This window comes from Micromonospora sp. NPDC005324 (assembly GCF_040607155.1).
GTDB classification, from domain to species: Bacteria; Actinomycetota; Actinomycetes; order Mycobacteriales; family Micromonosporaceae; genus Micromonospora; species Micromonospora trifolii.
The window spans coordinates 19344-40103 of record NZ_JBEXGE010000011.1 but is presented as its reverse complement, the minus strand read 5'-3'; the positions used below and the strand labels follow the sequence as shown (position 1 = coordinate 40103).

Here is a 20760-nt window from a genome sequence, read left to right as displayed (position 1 = left end):
ACTCTGCTCGCCGTGGTGCCGGCGGCCCGTCCCGGCCGCCGGCACCACGCCACCAAGAAGGGAGAACCGAGGGGGGACGCGCGACACCGCACCGACACGGGGGGATCTGGCCTGCCTGACGAAAGGGAGAGCGCAGCTCATGGCCAACCACACCACCGGCACCCCGCACCACCTTCGACACCCGACCAAGGCACTGTTGGCCGCCATCGCCGCCACAGTTTTCGCCGCCACAACGGTCACCGCCCTCGCGGTCACCGGCACCGCGACCCCGGCCTCGGCGGCGGGGTTGTCCCCCTTCGACATCCCCAACCGGGGCGCCACGGTTCCGTTCGTCGAGCAGGAGGCGGAGGAGACCGCCCACAACGGCACGAAGATCGGCCCGGACCGGCGGTACGGCACGCTGCCGTCCGAGGCGTCCGGGCGGGAGGCGGTCACCCTCGACGCCGTCGGCGAGTACGTCGAGTTCACCCTCAGCGCCCCGGCCAACGCGGTCACCTTCCGCTACAGCCTGCCGGACAGCCCGGCCGGCACCGGCCGTGACGCCGCCATCGACCTGCGGGCCAACGGGTCTCTGCTGAAGTCGGTCCCCGTCACGTCGAAGTACGGCTGGTACTACGGCGGATACCCGTTCAACAACAACCCGGGCGACACCAACCCGCACCACTTCTACGACGAGACCCGGGCGCTGTTCGGCAGCACCCAGCCGGCCGGCACGAAGATCCGGCTCCAGGTCTCCTCGACCGCGCAGTCGCCCACGTTCACCATCGACCTGGCCGACTTCGAGCTGGTCGCCCCGGCGATCACGAAGCCCTCCGGTGTGCTCGACGTGGTCACCGACTTCGGTGCCGACCCGAGCGGCGCGACCGACTCGACGGCGAAGTTCCAGGCGGCGGTCGACGCCGGCAAGGCCCAGGGCCGGGCGGTCTGGATCCCGACCGGCACCTTCACCCTCTGGGACCACGTGGTGGTCGACGGGGTGACACTGCGCGGCGCCGGCCCCTGGTACTCGGTGCTCGGCGGCCGGCACCCCACCGAGCGGAACAGGTCCGTCGGCATCTACGGCAAGTACGTCCCCGGTGGCGGCTACACCGGCCCGGTCCGCGCACACGAGGCGAACGGGCCCAGCCGCAACGTCACGCTGCGGGACTTCGCCATCATCGGCGACATCCGCGAGCGGGTCGACGACGACCAGGTCAACGCCCTGGGCGGGGCGATGACCAACTCGGTGGTCGACAACCTCTGGCTGGAGAACACCAAGGTCGGGGCGTGGATGGACGGCCCGATGGACAACTTCACCATCCGCAACAGCCGGATCCTGGACCAGACCGCGGACGGGGTGAACTTCCACACCGGCGTGACCAACTCGACGGTGACGAACACGTTCGTCCGCAACACCGGCGACGACGCGTTGGCGATGTGGGCGCAGAGCGTGCCGAACGTCAACAACTCCTTCACCCACAACACCATCGGGGTGACCCTGCTGGCCAACCACCTGGTCAGCTACGGCGGTCGGGACATCAAGATCACCGACAACGTGACGGCCGACTCGCTGACCAACGGCGGCGGCATCCATGTCGCGAACCGCTACCCCGGCGTGCAGGGCGCCACCGGAGTCCAGGGCACCTGGACGATCGCCCGGAACACGCTGATCCGTAACGGCAACTCGGACTACAACTGGAACTTCGGTGTCGGCGCGATCTGGTTCTCCGCGCTCAACGAGGCGTTCCAGAACCCCACCATCAACATCACCGACACCGACATCCTGGACAGCTCGTACGCGGCGCTGCACTGGATCGAGGGCCAGACCAACGGAATCAACCTCAACAACGTACGGATCGACGGCGCCGGCACGTACGCGCTCCAGGTGCAGGCGAACAGCCAGGTGTCCTTCACCAACGTGCGGGCCACCAACATCGCGCAGAGCAACCCGATCCACAACTGCGTGGGCGCCGGCTTCCAGATCACCCAGGGCTCCGGCAACTCCGGCTGGTACACCCCGACCCCGTACTGCGGCCCGTGGCCGAACCCCCAGTGGGGCGGCGGGCCCACCTCGCCGCCGCCGACCACGACCCCGCCGCCGACCACCACCCCGCCGACCACGCCGCCCCCGACCACCCCGCCGCCGACCAGCGGAAACCTGGCGCTGGGCCGGTCGACGACCACGACCAGCACCAACCAGAGCTACACCGGGGCGAACGTCGTGGACGGCAACGCGGCCAGCTACTGGGAGAGCGCCAACAACGCCTTCCCCCAGTCGGTCACCATCGACCTGGGCGCGTCCCGGTCGGTCGACCGGGTGGCGCTCAAGCTGCCCAGCGGTTGGGAGCAACGCACCCAGACCCTGTCGGTGCTCGGCTCCACCGACGGCTCGTCGTACACCACGCTGGCGTCGTCCGCCGGTCGGGTCTTCGCCCCGGGCGCGGGCAACACCGTGTCGATCGGGCTGCCCTCCGGTGACCGCCGCTACATCCGGGTCACCGTCACCGGCAACACCGGCTGGCCGGCCGCGCAACTCTCCGAGGTCGAGGTGTACGGCGGCACCCAGACCACCCCGCCGCCGACCACGCCGCCGCCGACCACCCCGCCCCCGACCACGCCGCCACCCACCGGCAACCTGGCGGCCGGGCGGTCGATCACCGAGACCAGCCACTCCGACGTATACGCCGCCCCCAACGCGGTGGACGGCAACGCGAACACCTACTGGGAGAGCGCCAACAACGCGTTCCCGCAGTCGTTGACGGTGGACCTTGGCACCAGTCGGACGGTGTCCCGGGTCGTGCTGAAGCTCCCACCGTCATCGGCCTGGCAGACGCGTACGCAGACGCTGGCGGTGCTCGGCTCCACCAACGGCTCGACGTTCAGCTCGCTGAAGGGGGCCGCCGGCTACAGCTTCAACCCGGCCAGCGGCAACACGGTCACCGTGACCTTCACGGCGACCACCCAGCGGTACCTGCGGTTGACAGTCACCGGTAACAGCGGCTGGCCAGCCGGCCAGCTCAGCGAATTCGAGGTCTACTCCAGCTAGGTCCGGTGCCCCCGCCCCGACCGGGCGGGGGCACCCGGTCCGGAAGGTTCGGCGCAACGCGGCGTCGGGCGTCCCACCCGTCCCCAACCCGCACCGTCCCCCACCTGTCGCGGAACGACGGGCGTACCCCTGCACCCGTCGCCGGGCAACGCACCCACACCCACCCCCGAAAGAGGTGTAGCGACCCCATGTCCAGGACTGGCACCAGACGAGGCACGCCGCCATCCGGCGCGCCCACCACCGTCCCCCGCACCGCCCGCTCGGGCCGCCGTCGGATTCTCGCCGGCGCGCTCGCCGGGATGCTCCTCGCCACCGCCCCGGTCGTCACCCCCATGGCGAGCGCGGCACCGGCGGCCGACCCGTCCGCGGCCGCCGCCCGGGTGGCCATGCTCGCCGGGCTCTCCGCGACCATGACCGCCAGCAGCTACAACCAGAACTACGTGGCGGGCAACGCCAACGACGGCAACGCGTCGACCTACTGGGAGAGCGCCAACAACGCGTTCCCGCAGTGGATCCAGGCGGACCTGGGCGCCACTGTCAGCGTGGACCGGGTGGTGCTCAAGCTGCCGCCCGCGTCGGACTGGCAGACCCGCACCCAGACGCTGTCAGTGCTCGGCTCGACCAACGGCTCGTCCTTCACCACCCTGAAGGCGTCCGCCGGCTACACGTTCAACCCGAGCAGCGGCAACACCGCGACGGTCAGCTTCACCGCCGCCAGCACCCGCTACGTACGCGTGCAGGTGACCGGCAACACCGGTTGGCCGGCCGCCCAGTTGTCCGAGGTCGAGGTCTACGGCGCCACCGGCAGCAACGACACCCAGGCGCCCAGCGTCCCGGGCAACCTGGCCTACACCCAGCCGGCCAGCGGGCAGATCCGGCTCGCCTGGTCGGCGTCGACCGACAACGTCGGCGTCACCGGCTACGACGTCTACGCCAACGGCGCGCTGCGTGGCAGCGTCAGCGGCTCGACGCTCACGTACACCGACAGCCAGGCGGACAGCGCCACCGTGTCGTACTACGTGCGGGCCAAGGACGCGGCCGGCAACCAGTCGGCGAACAGCAACACGGTGACCCGGACCGGCACCGGCAACCCGCCGACCGGCTCCAACCTGGCGATCGGCAAGCCGATCACCGCCTCCGGGTTCGTGCACACGTTCGTGGCCACCAACGCCAACGACAACAACGTGGCCACCTACTGGGAGGGCAACGGCAACCCGAGCACGCTGACCGTGCAGCTCGGCGCCAACGCCAGCCTCAGCCAGGTCGTCGTGAAGCTCAACCCGGACTCGGCGTGGGGTGCGCGTACCCAGAACATCACGGTGCTCGGCCGGGACCAGGGCTCGTCGAGCTTCACCACACTGGTCGGCGCGGCGAACTACAGCTTCAACCCGGGCAGCGGCAACACGGTGACCATCCCGGTCTCCGGCGCGGCGGCCGACGTACGGCTCTCGATCGCCTCGAACACCGGCGCTCCGGCCGGTCAGGTGGCCGAGTTCCAGGTCTTCGGCACTCCGGCGCCGAACCCGGACCTGACCGTGACCGGCATGTCGTTCAGCCCGTCCGCACCGGTGGAGACCAGCACCATCACGCTCTCCGCGACGGTGCGTAACGCGGGCTCGGCGGCCTCCGGCGCGACCAACGTCAACTTCTACCTGGGCTCCACCCGGGTGGGCACGGCATCGGTCGGCGGTCTCGCGGTCGGCGCCTCGACCACCGTCAGCGCCAGCATCGGCACCCGGGACTCGGGCAGCTACCCGCTCAGCGCCAAGGTCGACGAGTCGAACACCGTCGTCGAGCAGGACGACACCAACAACAGCTACACCAACCCCAGCCCGTTGGTCGTCGCCGCGGTCGCCAGCTCCGACCTGGTCGCCTCGGCGGTCGCCTGGTCGCCGGGCAACCCGTCGGCGGGCAACACGGTGACCTTCTCCGTGTCCATCCGCAATGCCGGCAACCAGGCGTCCGCGTCCGGTGCGCACGGCATCACCCTGACCGTGCTCAACGAGTCCGGCACCGTGGTCCGTACCCTGACCGGCTCGTACTCCGGCGTGATCAACGCCGGCGCGACGGTCGGCCCGATCAGCCTGGGCACCTGGACCGCCGCGAACGGCAAGTACACCGTCCGGGTGGTGCTCGCAGTCGACGGCAACGAACTGCCGGTGAAGCAGGCCAACAACACCAGTGACCGTCCGCTCTTCGTCGGTCGCGGCGCCAACATGCCGTACGACATGTACGAGGCCGAGGACGGCGTGATCGGCGGCGGCGCCGCCGTCGTCGGACCGAACCGGGAGGTCGGCGACCTGGCCGGCGAGGCGTCCGGTCGGCGGGCGGTGACCCTCAACTCGAACGGCAGCTACGTCGAGTTCACCACCCGGGCCAGCACCAACACGCTGGTCACCCGCTTCTCCATCCCGGACGCAGCGGGCGGCGGCGGGATCAACTCGACGTTGAACGTCTACGTCAACGGCACGTTCCACAAGGCCATCGACCTGACGTCCCGGTACGCCTGGCTGTACGGCAACGAGACCAGCCCGGGCAACTCGCCGAGCGCGGGCGGACCGCGGCACATCTACGACGAAGCCAACGTCATGCTCAACTCCACAGTCGCGGCCGGCAGCAAGATCCGCCTTCAGAAGGACCCGGCCAACACCACCACGTACGCGATCGACTTCATCAACACCGAGCAGGTGGCGCCGATCGCCAACCCGGACCCGACCCGCTACACCACGCCGACCGGCTTCACCCACCAGGACGTGCAGAACGCCCTGGACCGGGTGCGGATGGACACCACCGGCAACCTGGTCGGGGTGTACCTGCCGGCCGGTAACTACTCCACCTCGTCGAAGTTCCAGGTGTACGGCAAGGCGGTCCAGGTGACCGGCGCCGGCCCCTGGTACACGCGGTTCAACGCGCCGTCGGGCCAGGACAACACCGACATCGGCTTCCGGGCCGAGAACTCGGCGGCCAACTCGTCGTTCAAGAACTTCGCGTACTTCGGCAACTACACCTCGCGGATCGACGGTCCGGGCAAGGTGTTCGACTTCTCCAACGTGTCGAACATCGTGATCGACAACATCTGGAACGAGCACATGGTGTGCCTCTACTGGGGCGCGAACACCGACTACATGACGATCAAGAACTCCCGGATCCGGAACATGTTCGCCGACGGCATCAACATGACCAACGGCAGCACCAACAACCTGGTCAGCAACAACGACGCCCGGGCCACCGGCGACGACAGCTTCGCGCTGTTCTCGGCGATCGACGCGGGCGGCGCCGACATGAGGGACAACATCTACGAGAACCTGACCTCGACCCTGACCTGGCGGGCCGCCGGTGTCGCCGTGTACGGCGGCTACGGCAACACGTTCCGCAACATCTACATCGCGGACACGCTGGTCTACTCGGGCATCACCATCAGCTCGCTCGACTTCGGCTACCCGATGAACGGCTTCGGCGCCAGCCCGCCGACCCGCTTCGAGAACATCTCGATCGTGCGGGCCGGTGGGCACTTCTGGGGTGGGCAGACCTTCCCGGCGATCTGGGTCTTCTCCGCCTCGAAGGTGTTCCAGGGCATCCGGGTCAGCGATGTCGACATCATCGATCCGACCTACAGCGGCATCATGTTCCAGACCAACTACGTCGGTGGGCAGCCGCAGAACCCGATCACCGACACGGTCTTCACGAACATCTCCATCAGTGGTGCCCGGAAGAGCGGGGACGCCTACGACGCGAAGTCCGGCTTCGCCATCTGGGCGAACCCGATGCCGGAGGCCGGGCAGGGGCCGGCCGTCGGGTCGGTCACCTTCAACAACCTCCGCTTGAGCAACAACGCTGTGGACATCCAGAACCCCACGACAACCTTCACCATCAACCGCAACTGAGCTAGCCGGTAGCCGACGCCGCCGGGGGGTGTACCCCTCCCGGCGGCGTCGCGCCGTGTCGGCCCTCGCCAGCGGCGAACCGGGCAGCGCCGGCCGCCGCGTCAGTGGCCAGCGAGTCCATCCCGTACGCCAACTCGGTCGCCAGCGCCTCCGGCTCTGGCCGCCCCGCGCCGGCCAGCAGCGCCGCCCGGTCGTTGCGCAGGCAGGTCTGCGGATGCCGGGCGATCGCCGCCGCCAACTCCTCGGCCGCGGCCCGCGCCTGGCCGGGTGACACCAACCGATTGACCAAACCCATCGTGTACGCCTCGTCGGCCGGCACCGGGCGGCCGGTGAGGATCAGGTCCATGGCCCGACTCTCGCCGATCAGCCGGGGCAGCCGGACAGTGCCACCGTCGATCAGCGGCACTCCCCAGCGGCGGCAGAACACCCCGAGTGTCGCGTCGGACTCGGCGACCCGCAGGTCACACCAGAGCGCCAGCTCGAGCCCGCCCGCGACCGCGTACCCGGAGATCGCCGCGATCACCGGCTTGCTGAGCGTCATCCGGGTCGGACCCATCGGGCCGTCCCCCTCCGGCTCGACCCGGTTGCCGCTCGGTGTGCCGATCGCCTTGAGGTCGGCGCCGGCGCAGAACGTGCCACCGGCGCCCCAGAGCACGGCCACCGCCGCGTCGGGGTCGGCGTCGAAGGCCCGAAACGCGTCGGCCAGCGCCCGAGCCGTAGGACCGTCCACGGCGTTCCGGGCAGCCGGTCGATCCAGCACAACGGTGCTGACCGCACCGACCCGCTCCACCCGCACACCCATCCCGCCAGCATGCCCGCCCCACCCCACCCCCACAATCCCCGTCGATCTTGCAGTTCTGGTTGCCGGTTCGTGGCTTGTGCCCCGGTTTATCGGAGCAGAAAGTGCAAGATCGGCGGCGTCGGCGGCGCGGCAAGTTTGTCGTCGTCGACCGGTTTGCGACGGCGATCGCCGGGAAGTCGGTACTCGTGCGAGCACTTTTGACGAAAGTTGAGCAGGACTCCCGGCTGGACCGCGCGGGTGACCGGTTGCAGAAGGTCGTCCTGGGGACGCTGCGTCCACGCCGGCTGCGCGACCTGCTGCACGGGGTGACCCTCGGGCACCCGCTGCACCCGGCGATGGTGCAGGTGCCGGTCGGCGCGTGGATCAGCGCCGCGGTGCTCGACCTCATGCCTGGGCAGCGCCGGCCCGCCACCGTGCTGGTCGGTCTGGGCACCGTCAGCGCGCTGCCAGCGGCGGTCGCCGGTCTGAACGACTGGGCGGCACTCGCCCGGGACCAGCGCCGGGTCGGCCTGGTGCACGCCGCCGCCAACACCGTCGGCATCACGCTCTACGCCGGCTCGTTGGCCGCCCGACTGTCCGGCCGCCACGGCATGGGTCGCGCCCTCGGCTTCCTCGGGCTCTCCACCGTGAGCCTCGGCGCGTACATCGGGGGTCACCTGGCGTACAAGCAGGGGGCTCAGGTCAACCAGAGCGTCTCCGAGCTGCACCGGATGACCGATGGCTGGCACTCGCTGGCCGACATGGCGACGCTGCCGCAACGCACCCTGATCACCCGAGAGGTGGACGACGACATCTCGGTCATCCTCTACCGGCACGGTGACGAGGTGACCGTGATGTTGGAGCGCTGCCCGCACCAGAGCGGGCCCCTCGGCGAGGGCGAAGTGCAGGAGATCGACGGCCACGCCTGCGTGGTCTGCCCGTGGCACGGCAGCGCCTTCCGGCTCAACGGCGGTGAGGTCGTGCAGGGGCCGTCCGGCAACGACCAGCAGATCCTGCCCACCCGGATCCAGGACGGCGTGCTCCAGACCCGCCTGCCCTGACCGGCCCGCGCTACCCGCCCGTGTTGGCCGCCGGCGCCGGCCCGCCCGTCCTGACCCGGGCATCTCCGGCGTTGGGTGTGTCGCCCCCGCGCCGATGCTCCTCGCCTCGAGGCAGCAACCCCTTCGACGCATATGTCTGTGAGTCATCTTGATGACTCACAGGCATATCGCTCTCCGAGACATTGCCCCCTGCCCGCTCCCGCTAGGCGGCGACGCCTCGACTGTCGCAGGCGCGATCGGCGCGACCTTCGCGACCTTCCGCTGGACGGCGGAGACACCAGGTCCTGCGGGCCGCTCAGGTGCGTCGGTGCCGGCCGACCGGCGGACCGTCGGGTACGGAGTCGAGGCCGTGCCCGCCGTTGAACAACCCGCCCTCGCCATCAGCACCGGCCCAGCCGTCGTCACCACTCCAGCCCCCAGGGCCGGCGGCCGTCATTCCGCCGCCGTGAGGTGCAGTGCCTCCGGAGAGAGCCATCCCGCTGCCCGGGAACGCCGTGCTGCCGGGGAAGGCCATTCCGCTTCCGGCGGGTGCCACGTCGTTGCCGGCGGGCGTCACCCAACTGCCGGCAGGTGTGACCCCATTGCCGGTAGGCGTCATTCCGCCACCGCGAGGCGCGAAGTCGTTCCCGCTCGGCGCCGCGCCGCCGTGCGGTGTCGCCGGGGCTTCGATGGCCGCCGCTGCCCGGCTGGCAGCCCACGCGGCACCGCTTCCGGCCGCCCCACCACCGCCCCGCCGGCCCGCGCCGCCGCTGCTCTGGCCCGCGCCACCGCTTCGCCGGCCTGCGCCGCTTCGGGTTGTACGGGAGGACGCGGCCAGTCGGGGAGCTGCCCCGGCGGTGGCTGGACGGCGACGCAGCCCCAGGGCTGCGCCGATCTGGGCGCCGACGATGCTCGCCACCGCCAGTACGGCGGAGACCGCCAGCGGGCGGTTCACCCGATCGGCGGCACCGGCTCGGGCCGCACCGACCGTCATCGCTGGTGGTTGGCCCGCCGACTCCGTACCGCTGGGTGGTGCCGGGGCCACCCGCGCCGGTGCGGCCCGCTCGGGCGCAGGCCGGGGCGCGGGCGGCTTCGGCGCCGCGGGGCGGTCGACGACCCGGCCGGTGGCGTGCTGCCGGGCCCCCTGGTCGGTGGCCTCCGTGGGCAGTCGGAGCAGTTGGCCGGGGCGGATCCGGTCCGGGTCGTCGAGCTTGTTCAGCTTGGCGAGCTGTCGGTAGTCGCCGAACTCGTCCAGGTACCGCTCGGCCACCTCCCCGAGGTAGTCGCCCCGCGCCACCCGGTACACCGGCGCGGCCTCGTCGTTCGCCGCCGAGGCACCGGGTGCGGCCAGCCCCGTCCCGGCCATGCCGAGCAGCCCGCCTCGGGCCACCGGCGCGGCCGTGTCCGGTGTCGTCGCGGCGCGGGTCGGCGCGGCCAGTGCGGTGACGGCCGGCGCGCTCGGACTGGCGTACACCGGAGTTCCGTAGATTGCCGCGGCGCTGGCGGCGGCCGGGCTGGCGACCAGGATCAGCGCGACCGAGCCGACCAGCGCGGCGGCGGCCTTCTGCTGGCGGCCCATCCCGGGCAGCTTCGGCGCCGGGCGACGCAGGGTCTGTGCGCCCAGCTCGACGAGGACGGAGAAGGCGAACGTGGCCCAACCGAACCAGCCGGCCACGGCGAGCGCCCGCAGGAAGAGCTGGCCGTCGTCCCGGCTGGTCAGCGCGGTGCCCACCTCGCTGATCGTGGGAAGGTGATCGGGCAGCGGGTTACCGGCGAAGGCGAGCAGCGCGATCGGCGCGCCGACCAGCAGCACCAGGAGCACGGCCAGCGCGCCGATGCCGGTGAGGATCCGTCCGGTCCGCCGTACGACGGACCCACCCGATACGGGCATGGCTGCCTTCCTTTCTAGGGTGTTGCGGTGATGGCACGCGCGGTCGCCTCGCTGGTGACGGTGACCGTCTTCTGCTGGATGAAGGGTCCGACCATCGAGCGGTGGTAGGTGATGGAGACGGTCACCCGGATCAGGGTTTCCCCGTCGACCTCGGGGAAGTTCACTGTGTGGCCAGAGGTGTTCACGGTCGCCAGGTAGCTGGCGACCGCATCGCGCGCCTCCGGCTCGTTGATCCGCGTCGGCCCGCCCTCGATGGCGGTGGCCCGGTCGATGGCCTGACCGCCGGCCCGGGCCGCCTCGGCGGCCAGGTTCTGGGCGCGTTGCAGGGTGCGGAGCTGCCCGGCGCCGTCGAAGGAGAGGCCGATGATGGCCAGTACACCGACCATCGTCACCGCGAGGAAGATGCTCACCCGGCCGTGCTCACCTGCCCGTGAGGGCCCGACGGCCGACGTCGTGGCCGTCATTGCCGACTCCGGTAACGGTCGAGCGGGGAGGTGAACTGCGCCGAAATCTCCTTCTCGAAATCCATTCCGGGCAGGACGTCGAGTGTGATGTCCCTGAACGACACCATGCAGCGGATCGTCACCGTCACCGTGGCGTTGCTACCGACCGAACTCCTGAAGGCATCGTCGAAGCTGGACGCATTGCCGGGCGACTTGCCGGTGAATTCCGGTTTCAGGTTGTTGGTGCAGGCCAGGCCGTGCCAGTCCAGTTGGGCCTGGGCGGCCTCCAGCGCCTTCTTCCTGGCGGTGGTGGAATCCCGGGAGATCGAGGCCGCCCGTGCGGCGTCGTGCGCGGCCGCTTCGAGCGCCTCCGCCGCCACCGCGCTGCGCCCGACCACACCGGCCAGCACCATCAACGCGATGAACGCGGGCGCGAGCACCGCCACCTCGATGGAGACCGAGCCGCGCTCGGCGGTACGGGTCATGGCGGGGTCACCCTCTCCACCGTTCCGTGGGCGGTCTGCCGTATTGCGAAGTCCACGCCCGGCACCACGGACAGGGACCGGCCGCTCACCGTGCAGGTCACGTCGGTCGTGGTGGTCACGCAGGTCGGGCCGGCCTTGTCCCAACCCACCAGCCAACCGCCGGCGGCGTTCAGGAAGCGGGAGGCGCTGTCCACCCCGGCGCCGTTGCGCGCCTGGTACGTCCGCTGCGCGTTGACGCCACTCTGCGCGGCGTTCAACGCCGTGGAGCGGGCGAGGAAGACGGCCGCGACCTGGATCGAGGCGAAGAGCAGCACCAGGATCAGCGGCATCATCACGGCCAACTCCACCGGGTTGGCACCCCGCTCGCGGTCGCCGGCCGCGAGGCGGCGCCGGGCGGCGATGACCGCCCGGCGCCACCTTGAGAACGCAACTGCACGCACGCCAGCTACTACGGCTTCGTGTAATTCGGGATGCCGGTCATCCAGCTGTTGGCCTTGGTCAGGGCCAATGCGGTGACGGCCATGGCGACGGCGACCAGGCCGGCGATGATCACCGCAGTGGGCACCGGGCTGTCGCCGCGCTCACCGTCGCGGCGCAGCTCGGCCATGCGCGCCGTCACCACGACGTGCAGATAGCTGAGGATGGACATGGTGTTCTCCTTCAGGGGGACGAGGTCAGACACGGGCGATGAACGGATAGAGGACGAACCCGAGCAGCACGAAGACGAGCAGCGCGCCCGGAATGTCGAGCTTGCTGGTGATTGCCTCGGCGCGAGCCAGGTTGTCGGTGCGGATCTGGTCGCGCAGCGAGTCGGCCCGGCTGCGCAGCGTCTCGTGCACCTGCGCGCCCTCGCTACCGGAGGAGCGCATGATCGCGCCGACATCACCCAACTCCGGAATGCCGATCTTGTCGGCGAGGTCGCGCAGCTCGTCCCAGGGCGCGTGCATCTGCATCTGGGCGATCCGCAGCGACTCCTGGAGGCGGTCGAACACCCAACCGTCGCAGACCGCCGCCGCCCGCTCCAGCGACTGCACCGGCCCGTGCGCGGCCGAGAGTTGCAACGCCACCAGGTCGAGGTAGGTGCAGACCGCCTGGCGGAACTCGTCGCGGGCGGCGTTGGCCTTGGTCAGCACGGCGCGGTGCGCCAGTAGGCCGGCCAGCAGCGCCAGACCGAGGCTGCCCAGCACCGGCACCACCAGCGGGAACGGGATGCCGAGCAGCCACAGCACCACCCCGAGCACAGTCGGTGTGGCCAACCCGATCAGCGCGGAGAGCAGCACCGACAGCGCGTACTGCTCGGAGGTCTGGCCGATCAGCGCCAGCTGCATCTGCGGCGGCCGCAACCAGCGGGACATCCCGGTCAGCCAGTCAAGCCGCCGGGACGCGGGCGTGGCCACCCGGCCGGTGCCCGGCGGCTGATGCAGTCGGCGCAGCGCAGGCCCGAGCGCCGGTGTCGCCGGCACCAGCTCCCGGATCATCAGGAACACACCCAGGCCGATCCCGGCGCCGCCGCAGACCGCGAGGACGAACTGCCAGTTCACGATCATGCGATCACCTCGGCCGGGTTGGGCGCCGGCAGGAACCGGGCCGGCCGTTGCGGCTGGCTCATCGACCGCACCCAGGCCAGCAGGCCGATGAAGGCGGCGCCGAGGGCGGCCATCACCAGCTGACCCATCGGCGTGCCGTACGGCCTGATGTACTCGGTGTTGATCAGCCCGTACGCCAGGGTCGCCAGCGTCATCCCGGTGAGGAAGCGGACCGCGAACCGAGGCTGGGTGCGCTTGGCCTCGATCTCCCGACGGGTCGCCACCTCCGCGGACGCCGCACCGGCGATCGAACCGAGCACGTCACCCAGCCGCTCACCCCGGTCCGACAGGTGCAGGATCAGCGCCGCGACCACCTGGTCGCAGACCGGGTCGGCGATCTCGTCGGCGAACGCCAGCAGCGCGGAGCGGGCCATCCAGCCGGCCTGGAGGCGGGCGGCCAGCAGCCGAACCTCGTCCTCGATGCCGGGTGGCACGCTGCCGATCGTGCCGATGATCGCCTGCTGGAGGCCCTGCCCGGTGCCGGAGACGTCCTTGAGTCGGCGGGTCCACTCGCCGACCGCCTCGATCCGGGCGATCGCCCGCTGCTCGGCCTTGCCCACCCCGAACAGCCACGGGGTGCCGGGCACCGCCACCGCCACCAGCAGGCCCACCACCGGCAGCCCGGTCAGCAGGAACGCCAACGCGCCGGCGACCAGCGCGGCGACCAGCAGCGCCTGGTAGGCCCGCTGCTCGGCCGGAGTGTTGCCCGGCCCGCGCCAGAGGCGGCTCAGCCCTGGCCCGCTGCCCGGCTGCGGCCCGGGGGGTCGACGGGTGCCGACCAGGGCGACCACGGCCAGCAGCAGCCCGGCCACACAGGCGGCGCCGGAGACCACCGCAATCAACTCCAGGCTGTCGAGCATCAGGTCACCGCCGGGCCAGTCGGGTCTGCCGAGGCCGCCGCCAGGCACCGGCACCGGCCTCGACCCACCGGGTCAGCAGCCGCGCGTCGTAACCCACCCGCAGCAACTGGTCGCGGACCCGCTCCGGCAGGTGCCGGGGAACCGCACGACCGTCAGGGCCCGGCCCGAAGACGGTTGTGGTGGTGATCCGACCGGCTTCGCCGGCCCCGATCACCTCCTCCACATGCGAGACGAACCGGTGCTTCCGCCCGCCGATCGCGGTCTCGTCCTCGATGGTGACGTAGACGATCAGGTCGAGCGCGTTGCCGGCCATCCGGCGGGCCTGGTCGACTGTCATCTCGCGGCCGTGGGCCAGGGCCAGCTCGACGATCCGTTCACCAACACCGGAGGCGGTACGGGCGTGGATGGTGCACATCGACCCCCGGCTGGTGGTCATCGCCTGGAGCATCGGCACGATCTCCCGGGACCGCACCTCACCCACGATGATCCGCAGGACGCCCATCCGCAGCGACAGCGGGATCAGGTCGGCGATGGTCACCTCACCGGCTGGGCGGCCGTCGAAACCGCGCTCGCCGTGCCCCTCCCGGGCCTCGAAGCTCATCACCGCCCGGTGCCGCTCCCGGCGGCGGGCCGGGAGCAGCTCCCGACTCTCCTCCAGCAGCACGTACGGCTCGTCCTGCGGGATCTCGTTCATCAGCGCCCGGATGACAGTGGTCTTTCCGGCACCGGCCAACCCGGCGACCATGATGTTCAGACCGGCGCGCATCGCCGCGCGGAGGAAGTCGCGCAGCAGCGGGTCGATCATCTCGTCCAGGTCACCTCGGGCTCCCGCGAGGTCGTCGAGGCTGACGTCCAGGGTGTTGTGCTTTCGGATCACCGCGTACGGGCGGTGGCTGACCAGGAACACAGCGGCCAGCCGGCTGCCGTCGGGCAGTTGCAGGTCGAGGGTGGGCTTCACAGTGGAGAGGGAGCGCTCGGTCGCGCCCGCCCGACGGGCCGCCGCCTGGAGGATCTCCACCAGCTCGGCGTCGCTGTCGGCGATGGGCTCCGCCCAGTCCACCCCACCGCCGTGGCGGGTGATGCGTACCTGGTCGCAGCCGAGGATGTGCACCTCCTCGATGGTGTCGTCGACAAGCAGCGTCTGTAGCCGGCCGAGCCCGACCAGCTCGGCGGTCACCTGGTCGAGCAGCAGGCGTTCGTCGCCGGCGGCCATCGGCGTGCCGGCCCGGCGTACCGAGTCCGCGTACGCGGAGACCACAGTGACGGCGAGTCGGGCCCGCTCGGTGTCCTCCTCGTCGACTGTGAACTCCCGGCCGCGCTGCCAGAGGGTGAGCCGTTCGGTCAGTTCCCGGCGCAGCTCCCGGACCACCTGGAAGTCCATCCGGGCCCGGGGCGGCGCCTCCGGCGGCGGGGTGGCCGCGGGCGCCGGCTGCGGCTGCGGCCCGGACTGGTGGTGCCGGCCGTTCGGCACGGCCAGGGGCGGCGCGGTGGAGGTCACCGCCGGTGGCTGCTGGCGCGGATCGGTGGAGACCGGCTCAAATCGCATCCGGCACCCCCTGCTGCACGGGCCACGCCAACCGGGCCCGTCGCCGTTCCAGGAGCGCCCCGATCGGGACCTCCAGCGCGGCCGCCGCGCGCATCAACGGCCGACCGGCCCGCACGGTCCCGCCCAGGGCGAGCACCCCGGCGGTACGCGGATCGTGCGGCAGCCGCGCGATGACCGGCAGTTTCAGGGCGCGGCTGATCTCGGCCCGCCCGTGCCCGTCGCCGACCAGCAGCAGCCGTAGGGTGCCCGGGGGCACCCGGTGCTCGGCGAAGTCCCGTTCGACAGCGGTGACCACCGCGCGGGTGCCGGAGAGGTCCGGCAGGTGCGCCCGGGTCACCAACAGCACCACCGAGGCGGCCCGCAGCACCGGCCACGGTGGCCCGGTCACGTGCAGCCGGCCACAGTCGACCAGGACGTCGTAGCCGGGGGTGCCGCGGTCGAGGGCGTCGAAGTAGTCGGCGAAGCGCTGCCAGAGCGGTGTGACGCTGCCGCTCTGGGCCGGGTCGACGATGCCGGGCAGCAGCAGCCGTTCCCGGCGGGGTGCGTCCAGGTCGACCAGTTGGGACCAGAACGCGGTCTCCAGGTTGCCGTCGCGCAGCTCCCCGACGGCCAGCTCTCCGATGCCGCGCGGGCCGTCCAGTTGGCCGCCGAGGTATCCGGCGAGGATCGAGCCGCCGGCCGGGTCACATTCGGCGACCACCAGCCGCCGGTGCCAGGCCAGCGCGCAGGCCAGGGCCGAGGTGGTGACGCCGGGTGAACCCTTCGCCGACACCAGCGCGATGATCGCCATGCTCAGGCCGCCTCGGTCAGCACGACGGCGAGCCGTTCCTGTGCGGCGAGCGCCACCACCGCGGGCACATCACGGGTGAGCAGCGCCAGGTACAGGACCTTGTCGTCGTTGGCCGGGCTGACCATGTCGATGACGGTGGCCGCGAACCGGGTGCCGGCGGCGGCAGTGTCTCCGTCGGCATCGTTGTCCGGAGTGCTGACCAGCAGGACCTTGTCACCGGGGTGCAGTTCGCGGGCAGGCACCTGGGCGGTCTTCAGGCCGAGCGCGATCTGCTGCTGGCCGGGGCCGAGCAGCGGGTCGTCGGTGACCTGTCCCAGGGTGAGCAGCGTGCCCGGAAGCAGCGCGACGGCGGCCCGTTTGCCGACCACCTCGTCGAGCCGTGCGGCAGGCACCGGGCGCAGCCCCTGGCCGCCAGCGACCTGCACGGTGACCAGGTCCGCGGCGCTGATCTCCCGGCCCACCTCAACCGGGCGGGCCACCGCCAGATAGCTGCCGGTGGCCCGTACCGAGGTGACCGCGAAGGCCGCGCCCAGCCCGCCCAGGGCGATCAGGAGGACGGCGAGTCCGAGCAGCCCGGGCCGGACCCGGCGCTGGCGGACCACTGTGGGCGGGTTGACGGGTGCGTCCACCGACGGGGTTCCGTTGCGCGTCGCGAGGCTCATCTGGTGACCACCTGGAGTTCGTTGATCCTGATCTGCACGATGCCGCTTCTCCGGGTCTGCGGGATCACCCGCCTCGAGGCGTCGCTGTTGGTCCACCAGCTCACCGTCCAGTGCGTGGTGGCGGTGACCTTGTAGGTGGCAGGTTTCGAGTAGCCCTCGTCGTAGCCGCAGTCCGGGGAGGTGGCACCCGCCCGCGCGCCAGTGGCCTTGTACTCGGTGCCGGCGCCGTAGCAGGTGACAGTCTTGCCGTTGCCCATCTCCCAGACGATCCGGTCGACCTTCGCCTCGATGTAGACGGTCAGACCCCGGTCGGACTCGTCGGCGTATAGCGGGCCGAAGTAGTTCTTCCCTGCTGTTGCCCACATCCACACCGGCAGGCCGACCAGGCCCGGACCGATGTCCTTACGGGGGGCGACCTTCAGCCGCGCCGGCAGCAGCTTGATCGACGCCAGGGCGCGACGGGCCAGCTCCTCGGGGTCCGGCGGCGCGCCGAAGCCGGCCGGCGCATCGGCCAGCGACACCACCTCCTGGGCACCCAGGTCGCCGCCGTTGCAGGTCTCCAGATACCACTGCTCACCCTCGGGCGCCTCGACCGGCCCCTCGGTCAACTTGTAGTAGCACCCGTTGCCGTTGTTGAACCAGCCCAGGTCCTCGTCGTAGCAGGGGATGGTCCGCCCGTTCCACTGGCAGACGCCGCCACCGCCACCGCCGCCGTCGTCCCCGCCCCCGCCGTTGTCCCCGCCGCCCCCGGGATCACCGGGATTGCCGGGCTCGTCGTCCCAGACGCTGCAGTCGGGTTGGTCGGGTGGGCAGCCCGCTCCCGGGTCGGCCCGTAGGGCGGCGGCGGCCGGCGGGGTCGCACCGACTGCCAGCAGGAGCGCAAGGCCGATCCCGGCGAGCGCCCGTCGGGTTGTCGCGGCCCCGCTCAGCACGGCTGGTCCCGGTGCGTCGCGCCGTAGTTGATCAGCCAGCGGCCGTCGGGATAGCGGGTCGCGGTGGCGGTGGAGAGGTGTCTGCCGCCACCGCTGCCCGGGACCGAGCGCTTGTCCTTGGCGTAGACCAGCCGGTAGCCGGTCGTGTCCAGGCAGTCCTGGATCTCCACGGTGGCCGGCTTCGCGTCCAGGCTGACGGCGGTCACGGTCGGGTCGGACTTGAACGTCCCGGTACGCATGGCGCCGTGCTCCTTAGCCTCGCGAATGGACACCCGAACCCGAGTCAGAAGTGGATCTCCGAGGAAACGGGACAGTTCCGGCGAACGCGGATCACTGCGCAGGCCCGCCGCGCGCGAGGCCGCGAGATACCCGGAGTACGCGTCAAGTGCCGCCTTTTCGGCAGCGCGTCGGTCTACGTCGGAATCGGTCCGGGGCCCGTTGTCGCGGACTTCCGTCGGCCGTTCGACCGTTTCCCGTCCGCTGGCGCAGGCGGTGACCGGCATCGCCGCCACGCCCACCAGCAGGCAGATTGCCGCTCTCCTGAGCTGCCGTCCGCGCACCGTCGAGCCTCCTCGTGGTCGCCCGCGGCGGTGACGGTTCACCGCCGCCGGGCATGCGGAAGCGCGCCCGGATCAGCACATCCGGAGCCGTTCATTGCGCTTCTGCATTCACCGTTACGGATCTTCTACAAAATCGGGGTCCTGTGTCGTCCGATGGTGAAGGTGAGGCTTGCGTCACACCCAAGGGGCGAGCATAGGCTGACGCTCGCCGATGCAACAGAGGCAATTCAAGCGAACACTCAGCGTGATGACAGGTGGTGGTGGTGGGTGTCCGCACTGCGCCCCGGGCAATGGGCGAGCGAACTGTCGTTATTGATGCGGCGTCGCCGGGCCGGATGGGTTCACCGACCTCGCGTCACCGGTCGCAGGAGTGGGACATCGCGGTCCCATCCCGGCATTCGACCAACGTCGGCACAGTGTCGGCGGGCCGCCTCGTCCATCGGCGCGGCTGACCCGGAAGCGGTCGAAAGCACCCGCGCAGGCTCCGGTCGGCAGGTCGCTTTCTGCGCCATCCGCTACACCGCAGGGAGTGTTCAGTCACGATCCGTGTTCAGCATCGCGGGGGAGCGTCTGGCCGCAATGGAGGCGACATGGCGCTGACCGGCCCCCCGGCCGCCATCCCCGGTCGGGAAGACCCACCCGATCGGAGCCCGGCACCCCCGCCGTCCGGTGATGCGACCGGACCCGCAAGCCAGGCACCGCCCCCTCCGCCGCGCGAACGACCGGCGGGCCTCGTCTCGGCGGTGGCACGCACCCGGCTCTCGACAGTGTTCGCGATCCTCGCGATCAGCCCGCTGATGCGGTTGGCCGCGCTGCGCTACGCCGTACCCCCGGGTCTGCCCAGCCGGACCGGCTGCGACGCCTGCGGCGCGCCGATCGGCCTGACCCGCCCCTGGCCGACGCTGGGCCCGGCAGCCCGGTGCGGTCAGTGTCGCGCCCGGGTCGGCCCACCGCCGGTCACCGTCGAGCTGGCGGTGCTCGCTGCGGCGGTGCTGCTGGCGTTCGCCGGTCCGCCGGGCGGGGCGCTGCCGGCGCTGATCTGGTGGCTGGGCTGGACCATCCCGGCGATCCTCGTCGACCTGGCCGTGCACCGGTTGCCGGATCGGCTCACAGTGCCCGCGGCGGCCGGCACCTGGTTGCTGCTCGGCGTGGCCGCGCTCGACGCCGATCCGGGGCACTGGCTGCGAGCCGTCCTCGGCGGCAGCGGGCTGGCGCTCTTCTTCGCCAGCACCGCGGTGCTGCTCGGCCGCCGCGGCTTCGGGCTGGGCGACGCCAAGCTGGCGCTCAGCGTCGGCGCGCTGCTCGGCTGGTACGGCTGGCCGGTGCTGCTGTTCGGGCTGGTGCTCACCTTCGGGCTCTCCGCAGTGGTGAGTCTGGGCCTACTGGTCACCCGCCGCGCCAACTGGAGCACCCACCTGCCGTTCGGCCCGTTCCTGCTGCTCGGCACCACGGCGGCTCTCCTGCTGACGACCTGAACCGCCGCCCTCGGGCGTCGGTGGTCAGGGGCGGGAGCGGCTGGCCAGTTCGGGGACCGGGCTGTCGGGGCGGTTGGCCCGGCGGCGGAGCACCTCGCTGGTCGGGCGGGCCAGCAACGGGGTGACCACCACGGCGACCAGGGCGCCGAACAGCACACCCGCGATCACGTCGTGCGGGTAGTGCACGCCCACGAAGACCCGGGAGAAGGCGCCGAGCGCGGCCAGGGGCAGCGCGACCAGGCCGAGTCGGCGGGAGAGCAGCAACGTGGTGACCGCCAGCGCGCCGGCGATGGTGGCGTGGTTGCTGGGGAACGACCAGTCGCCCGGAGGTGGGCAGGCGCCCGCGATGATCTCCCGACCGATCGTCCGGCAGGGGCGATCCTGGTCCACCACGGTCTTGAAGAACTCGCTGCCCACGTACGCCACAAGGGCCGGCACCGGCGCGATCAGGGCGAGTGCCCGGTCGTGCGGGCCGCCGGACCGGCGGCTCAGCGCGGCCATCACCAGCAGCGCGCCGAGTAGCAGGATCACCCCCTCGGTGGCGTGTCCGACGAACCACTGCACCGGCTCTGGGCTGCCGGCGGCGGCGTCGACGACGTCGCTGTACCACTCGGCGCTGATCTCCGGAACGTCCATGCTGCCGTTGTCGGCCATGCATCACCTCACTTCACGTTCATACCCCGTTCACCTTGGGGACACCTTAGGAACGCGGCAGAGGGCATCTCTGCTGTCGAAGGTCGGGCGGCCCACGCGACCTTCGTCCAGGATTCGCACAGCCGGCTCTGGTTGGCTGCTGCACA

At 71.3% G+C, this 20760-nt stretch carries 17 protein-coding genes and 1 pseudogene; 4 read left to right on the top strand and 14 right to left on the bottom strand.

Annotated features, from left to right (window positions below; all coding sequences use genetic code 11):
* Positions 1–139 precede the first annotated feature (139 nt).
* Together ABZS40_RS14065 and ABZS40_RS14060 are read left to right on the top strand one after the other, a co-directional pair.
* Positions 140–3025, top strand: coding sequence for a discoidin domain-containing protein (locus tag ABZS40_RS14065; RefSeq protein ID WP_354943676.1), 2886 nt, complete (start codon positions 140–142; stop codon positions 3023–3025).
* A gap of 188 nt (positions 3026–3213) precedes the next feature.
* Positions 3214–6909 (top strand): discoidin domain-containing protein, encoded by a 3696-nt coding sequence (locus ABZS40_RS14060; protein WP_354943675.1) that lies wholly within the window; start codon positions 3214–3216, stop codon positions 6907–6909.
* A gap of 1 nt (position 6910) precedes the next feature.
* Here ABZS40_RS14060 and ABZS40_RS14055 read toward each other — a convergent pair whose 3' ends face one another.
* A complete protein-coding gene (locus ABZS40_RS14055) occupies positions 6911–7711 on the bottom strand; it encodes a crotonase/enoyl-CoA hydratase family protein (protein ID WP_354943674.1) in 801 nt (266 codons plus the stop codon).
* A 185-nt stretch (positions 7712–7896) separates the two neighbouring features.
* On the opposite strand from ABZS40_RS14055, the gene ABZS40_RS14050 reads away from it, so the two are divergent.
* Positions 7897–8751, top strand: coding sequence for a Rieske 2Fe-2S domain-containing protein (locus ABZS40_RS14050; protein ID WP_354943673.1), 855 nt, complete (start codon positions 7897–7899; stop codon positions 8749–8751).
* An 835-nt stretch (positions 8752–9586) separates the two neighbouring features.
* Here the strand turns inward: ABZS40_RS14050 and ABZS40_RS14045 are convergent.
* The 12 genes and pseudogenes from ABZS40_RS14045 to ABZS40_RS13990 all read right to left on the bottom strand — a co-directional run.
* Positions 9587–10621, bottom strand: a pseudogene (locus ABZS40_RS14045) (LysM domain-containing protein); the annotation flags it as partial.
* Between the two features lie 14 nt (positions 10622–10635).
* Positions 10636–11085: a pilus assembly protein TadG-related protein gene (locus ABZS40_RS14040; RefSeq protein ID WP_354943672.1), complete on the bottom strand. Its 450-nt coding sequence runs from the start codon at positions 11083–11085 to the stop codon at positions 10636–10638.
* Entirely contained in the window at positions 11082–11549 is a 468-nt protein-coding gene (locus ABZS40_RS14035; RefSeq protein ID WP_354943671.1) for a TadE/TadG family type IV pilus assembly protein, read from the bottom strand. The genes ABZS40_RS14040 and ABZS40_RS14035 overlap by 4 nt, the downstream gene beginning before the upstream one ends.
* Positions 11546–11989 carry a TadE family protein gene (locus ABZS40_RS14030; protein WP_354943670.1) on the bottom strand — a complete coding sequence of 148 codons (444 nt, stop codon included), beginning with the start codon at positions 11987–11989 and terminating at the stop codon, positions 11546–11548. Before ABZS40_RS14030 ends, ABZS40_RS14035 begins: the two co-directional genes overlap by 4 nt.
* Before the next feature lie 8 nt (positions 11990–11997).
* A complete protein-coding gene (locus ABZS40_RS14025; RefSeq protein WP_354943669.1) occupies positions 11998–12198 on the bottom strand; it encodes a hypothetical protein in 201 nt (66 codons plus the stop codon).
* A gap of 25 nt (positions 12199–12223) precedes the next feature.
* A complete protein-coding gene (locus ABZS40_RS14020) occupies positions 12224–13096 on the bottom strand; it encodes a type II secretion system F family protein (protein WP_354943668.1) in 873 nt (290 codons plus the stop codon).
* Positions 13093–13995, bottom strand: coding sequence for a type II secretion system F family protein (locus tag ABZS40_RS14015; protein ID WP_354943667.1), 903 nt, complete (start codon positions 13993–13995; stop codon positions 13093–13095). The genes ABZS40_RS14020 and ABZS40_RS14015 overlap by 4 nt, the downstream gene beginning before the upstream one ends.
* A gap of 4 nt (positions 13996–13999) precedes the next feature.
* Positions 14000–15541: an ATPase, T2SS/T4P/T4SS family gene (locus tag ABZS40_RS14010; RefSeq protein WP_354943666.1), complete on the bottom strand. Its 1542-nt coding sequence runs from the start codon at positions 15539–15541 to the stop codon at positions 14000–14002.
* Positions 15531–16331, bottom strand: coding sequence for a ParA family protein (locus tag ABZS40_RS14005; RefSeq protein ID WP_354943665.1), 801 nt, complete (start codon positions 16329–16331; stop codon positions 15531–15533). Before ABZS40_RS14005 ends, ABZS40_RS14010 begins: the two co-directional genes overlap by 11 nt.
* A gap of 2 nt (positions 16332–16333) precedes the next feature.
* Positions 16334–16993 (bottom strand): SAF domain-containing protein, encoded by a 660-nt coding sequence (locus ABZS40_RS14000; protein ID WP_354943664.1) that lies wholly within the window; start codon positions 16991–16993, stop codon positions 16334–16336.
* Entirely contained in the window at positions 16990–17925 is a 936-nt protein-coding gene (locus ABZS40_RS13995; RefSeq protein ID WP_354943663.1) for a hypothetical protein, read from the bottom strand. The genes ABZS40_RS14000 and ABZS40_RS13995 overlap by 4 nt, the downstream gene beginning before the upstream one ends.
* A complete protein-coding gene (locus ABZS40_RS13990; RefSeq protein WP_354943662.1) occupies positions 17919–18485 on the bottom strand; it encodes a hypothetical protein in 567 nt (188 codons plus the stop codon). The genes ABZS40_RS13995 and ABZS40_RS13990 overlap by 7 nt, the downstream gene beginning before the upstream one ends.
* 797 nt (positions 18486–19282) lie before the next feature.
* Here ABZS40_RS13990 and ABZS40_RS13985 point away from each other — a divergent pair.
* A complete protein-coding gene (locus tag ABZS40_RS13985; protein WP_354943801.1) occupies positions 19283–19960 on the top strand; it encodes an A24 family peptidase in 678 nt (225 codons plus the stop codon).
* A gap of 24 nt (positions 19961–19984) precedes the next feature.
* Here ABZS40_RS13985 and ABZS40_RS13980 read toward each other — a convergent pair whose 3' ends face one another.
* The gene (locus ABZS40_RS13980; RefSeq protein WP_354943661.1) at positions 19985–20614 is read right to left on the bottom strand and encodes a phosphatase PAP2 family protein; all 630 of its coding nucleotides are present in this window, start codon (positions 20612–20614) and stop codon (positions 19985–19987) included.
* Positions 20615–20760 lie beyond the last annotated feature (146 nt).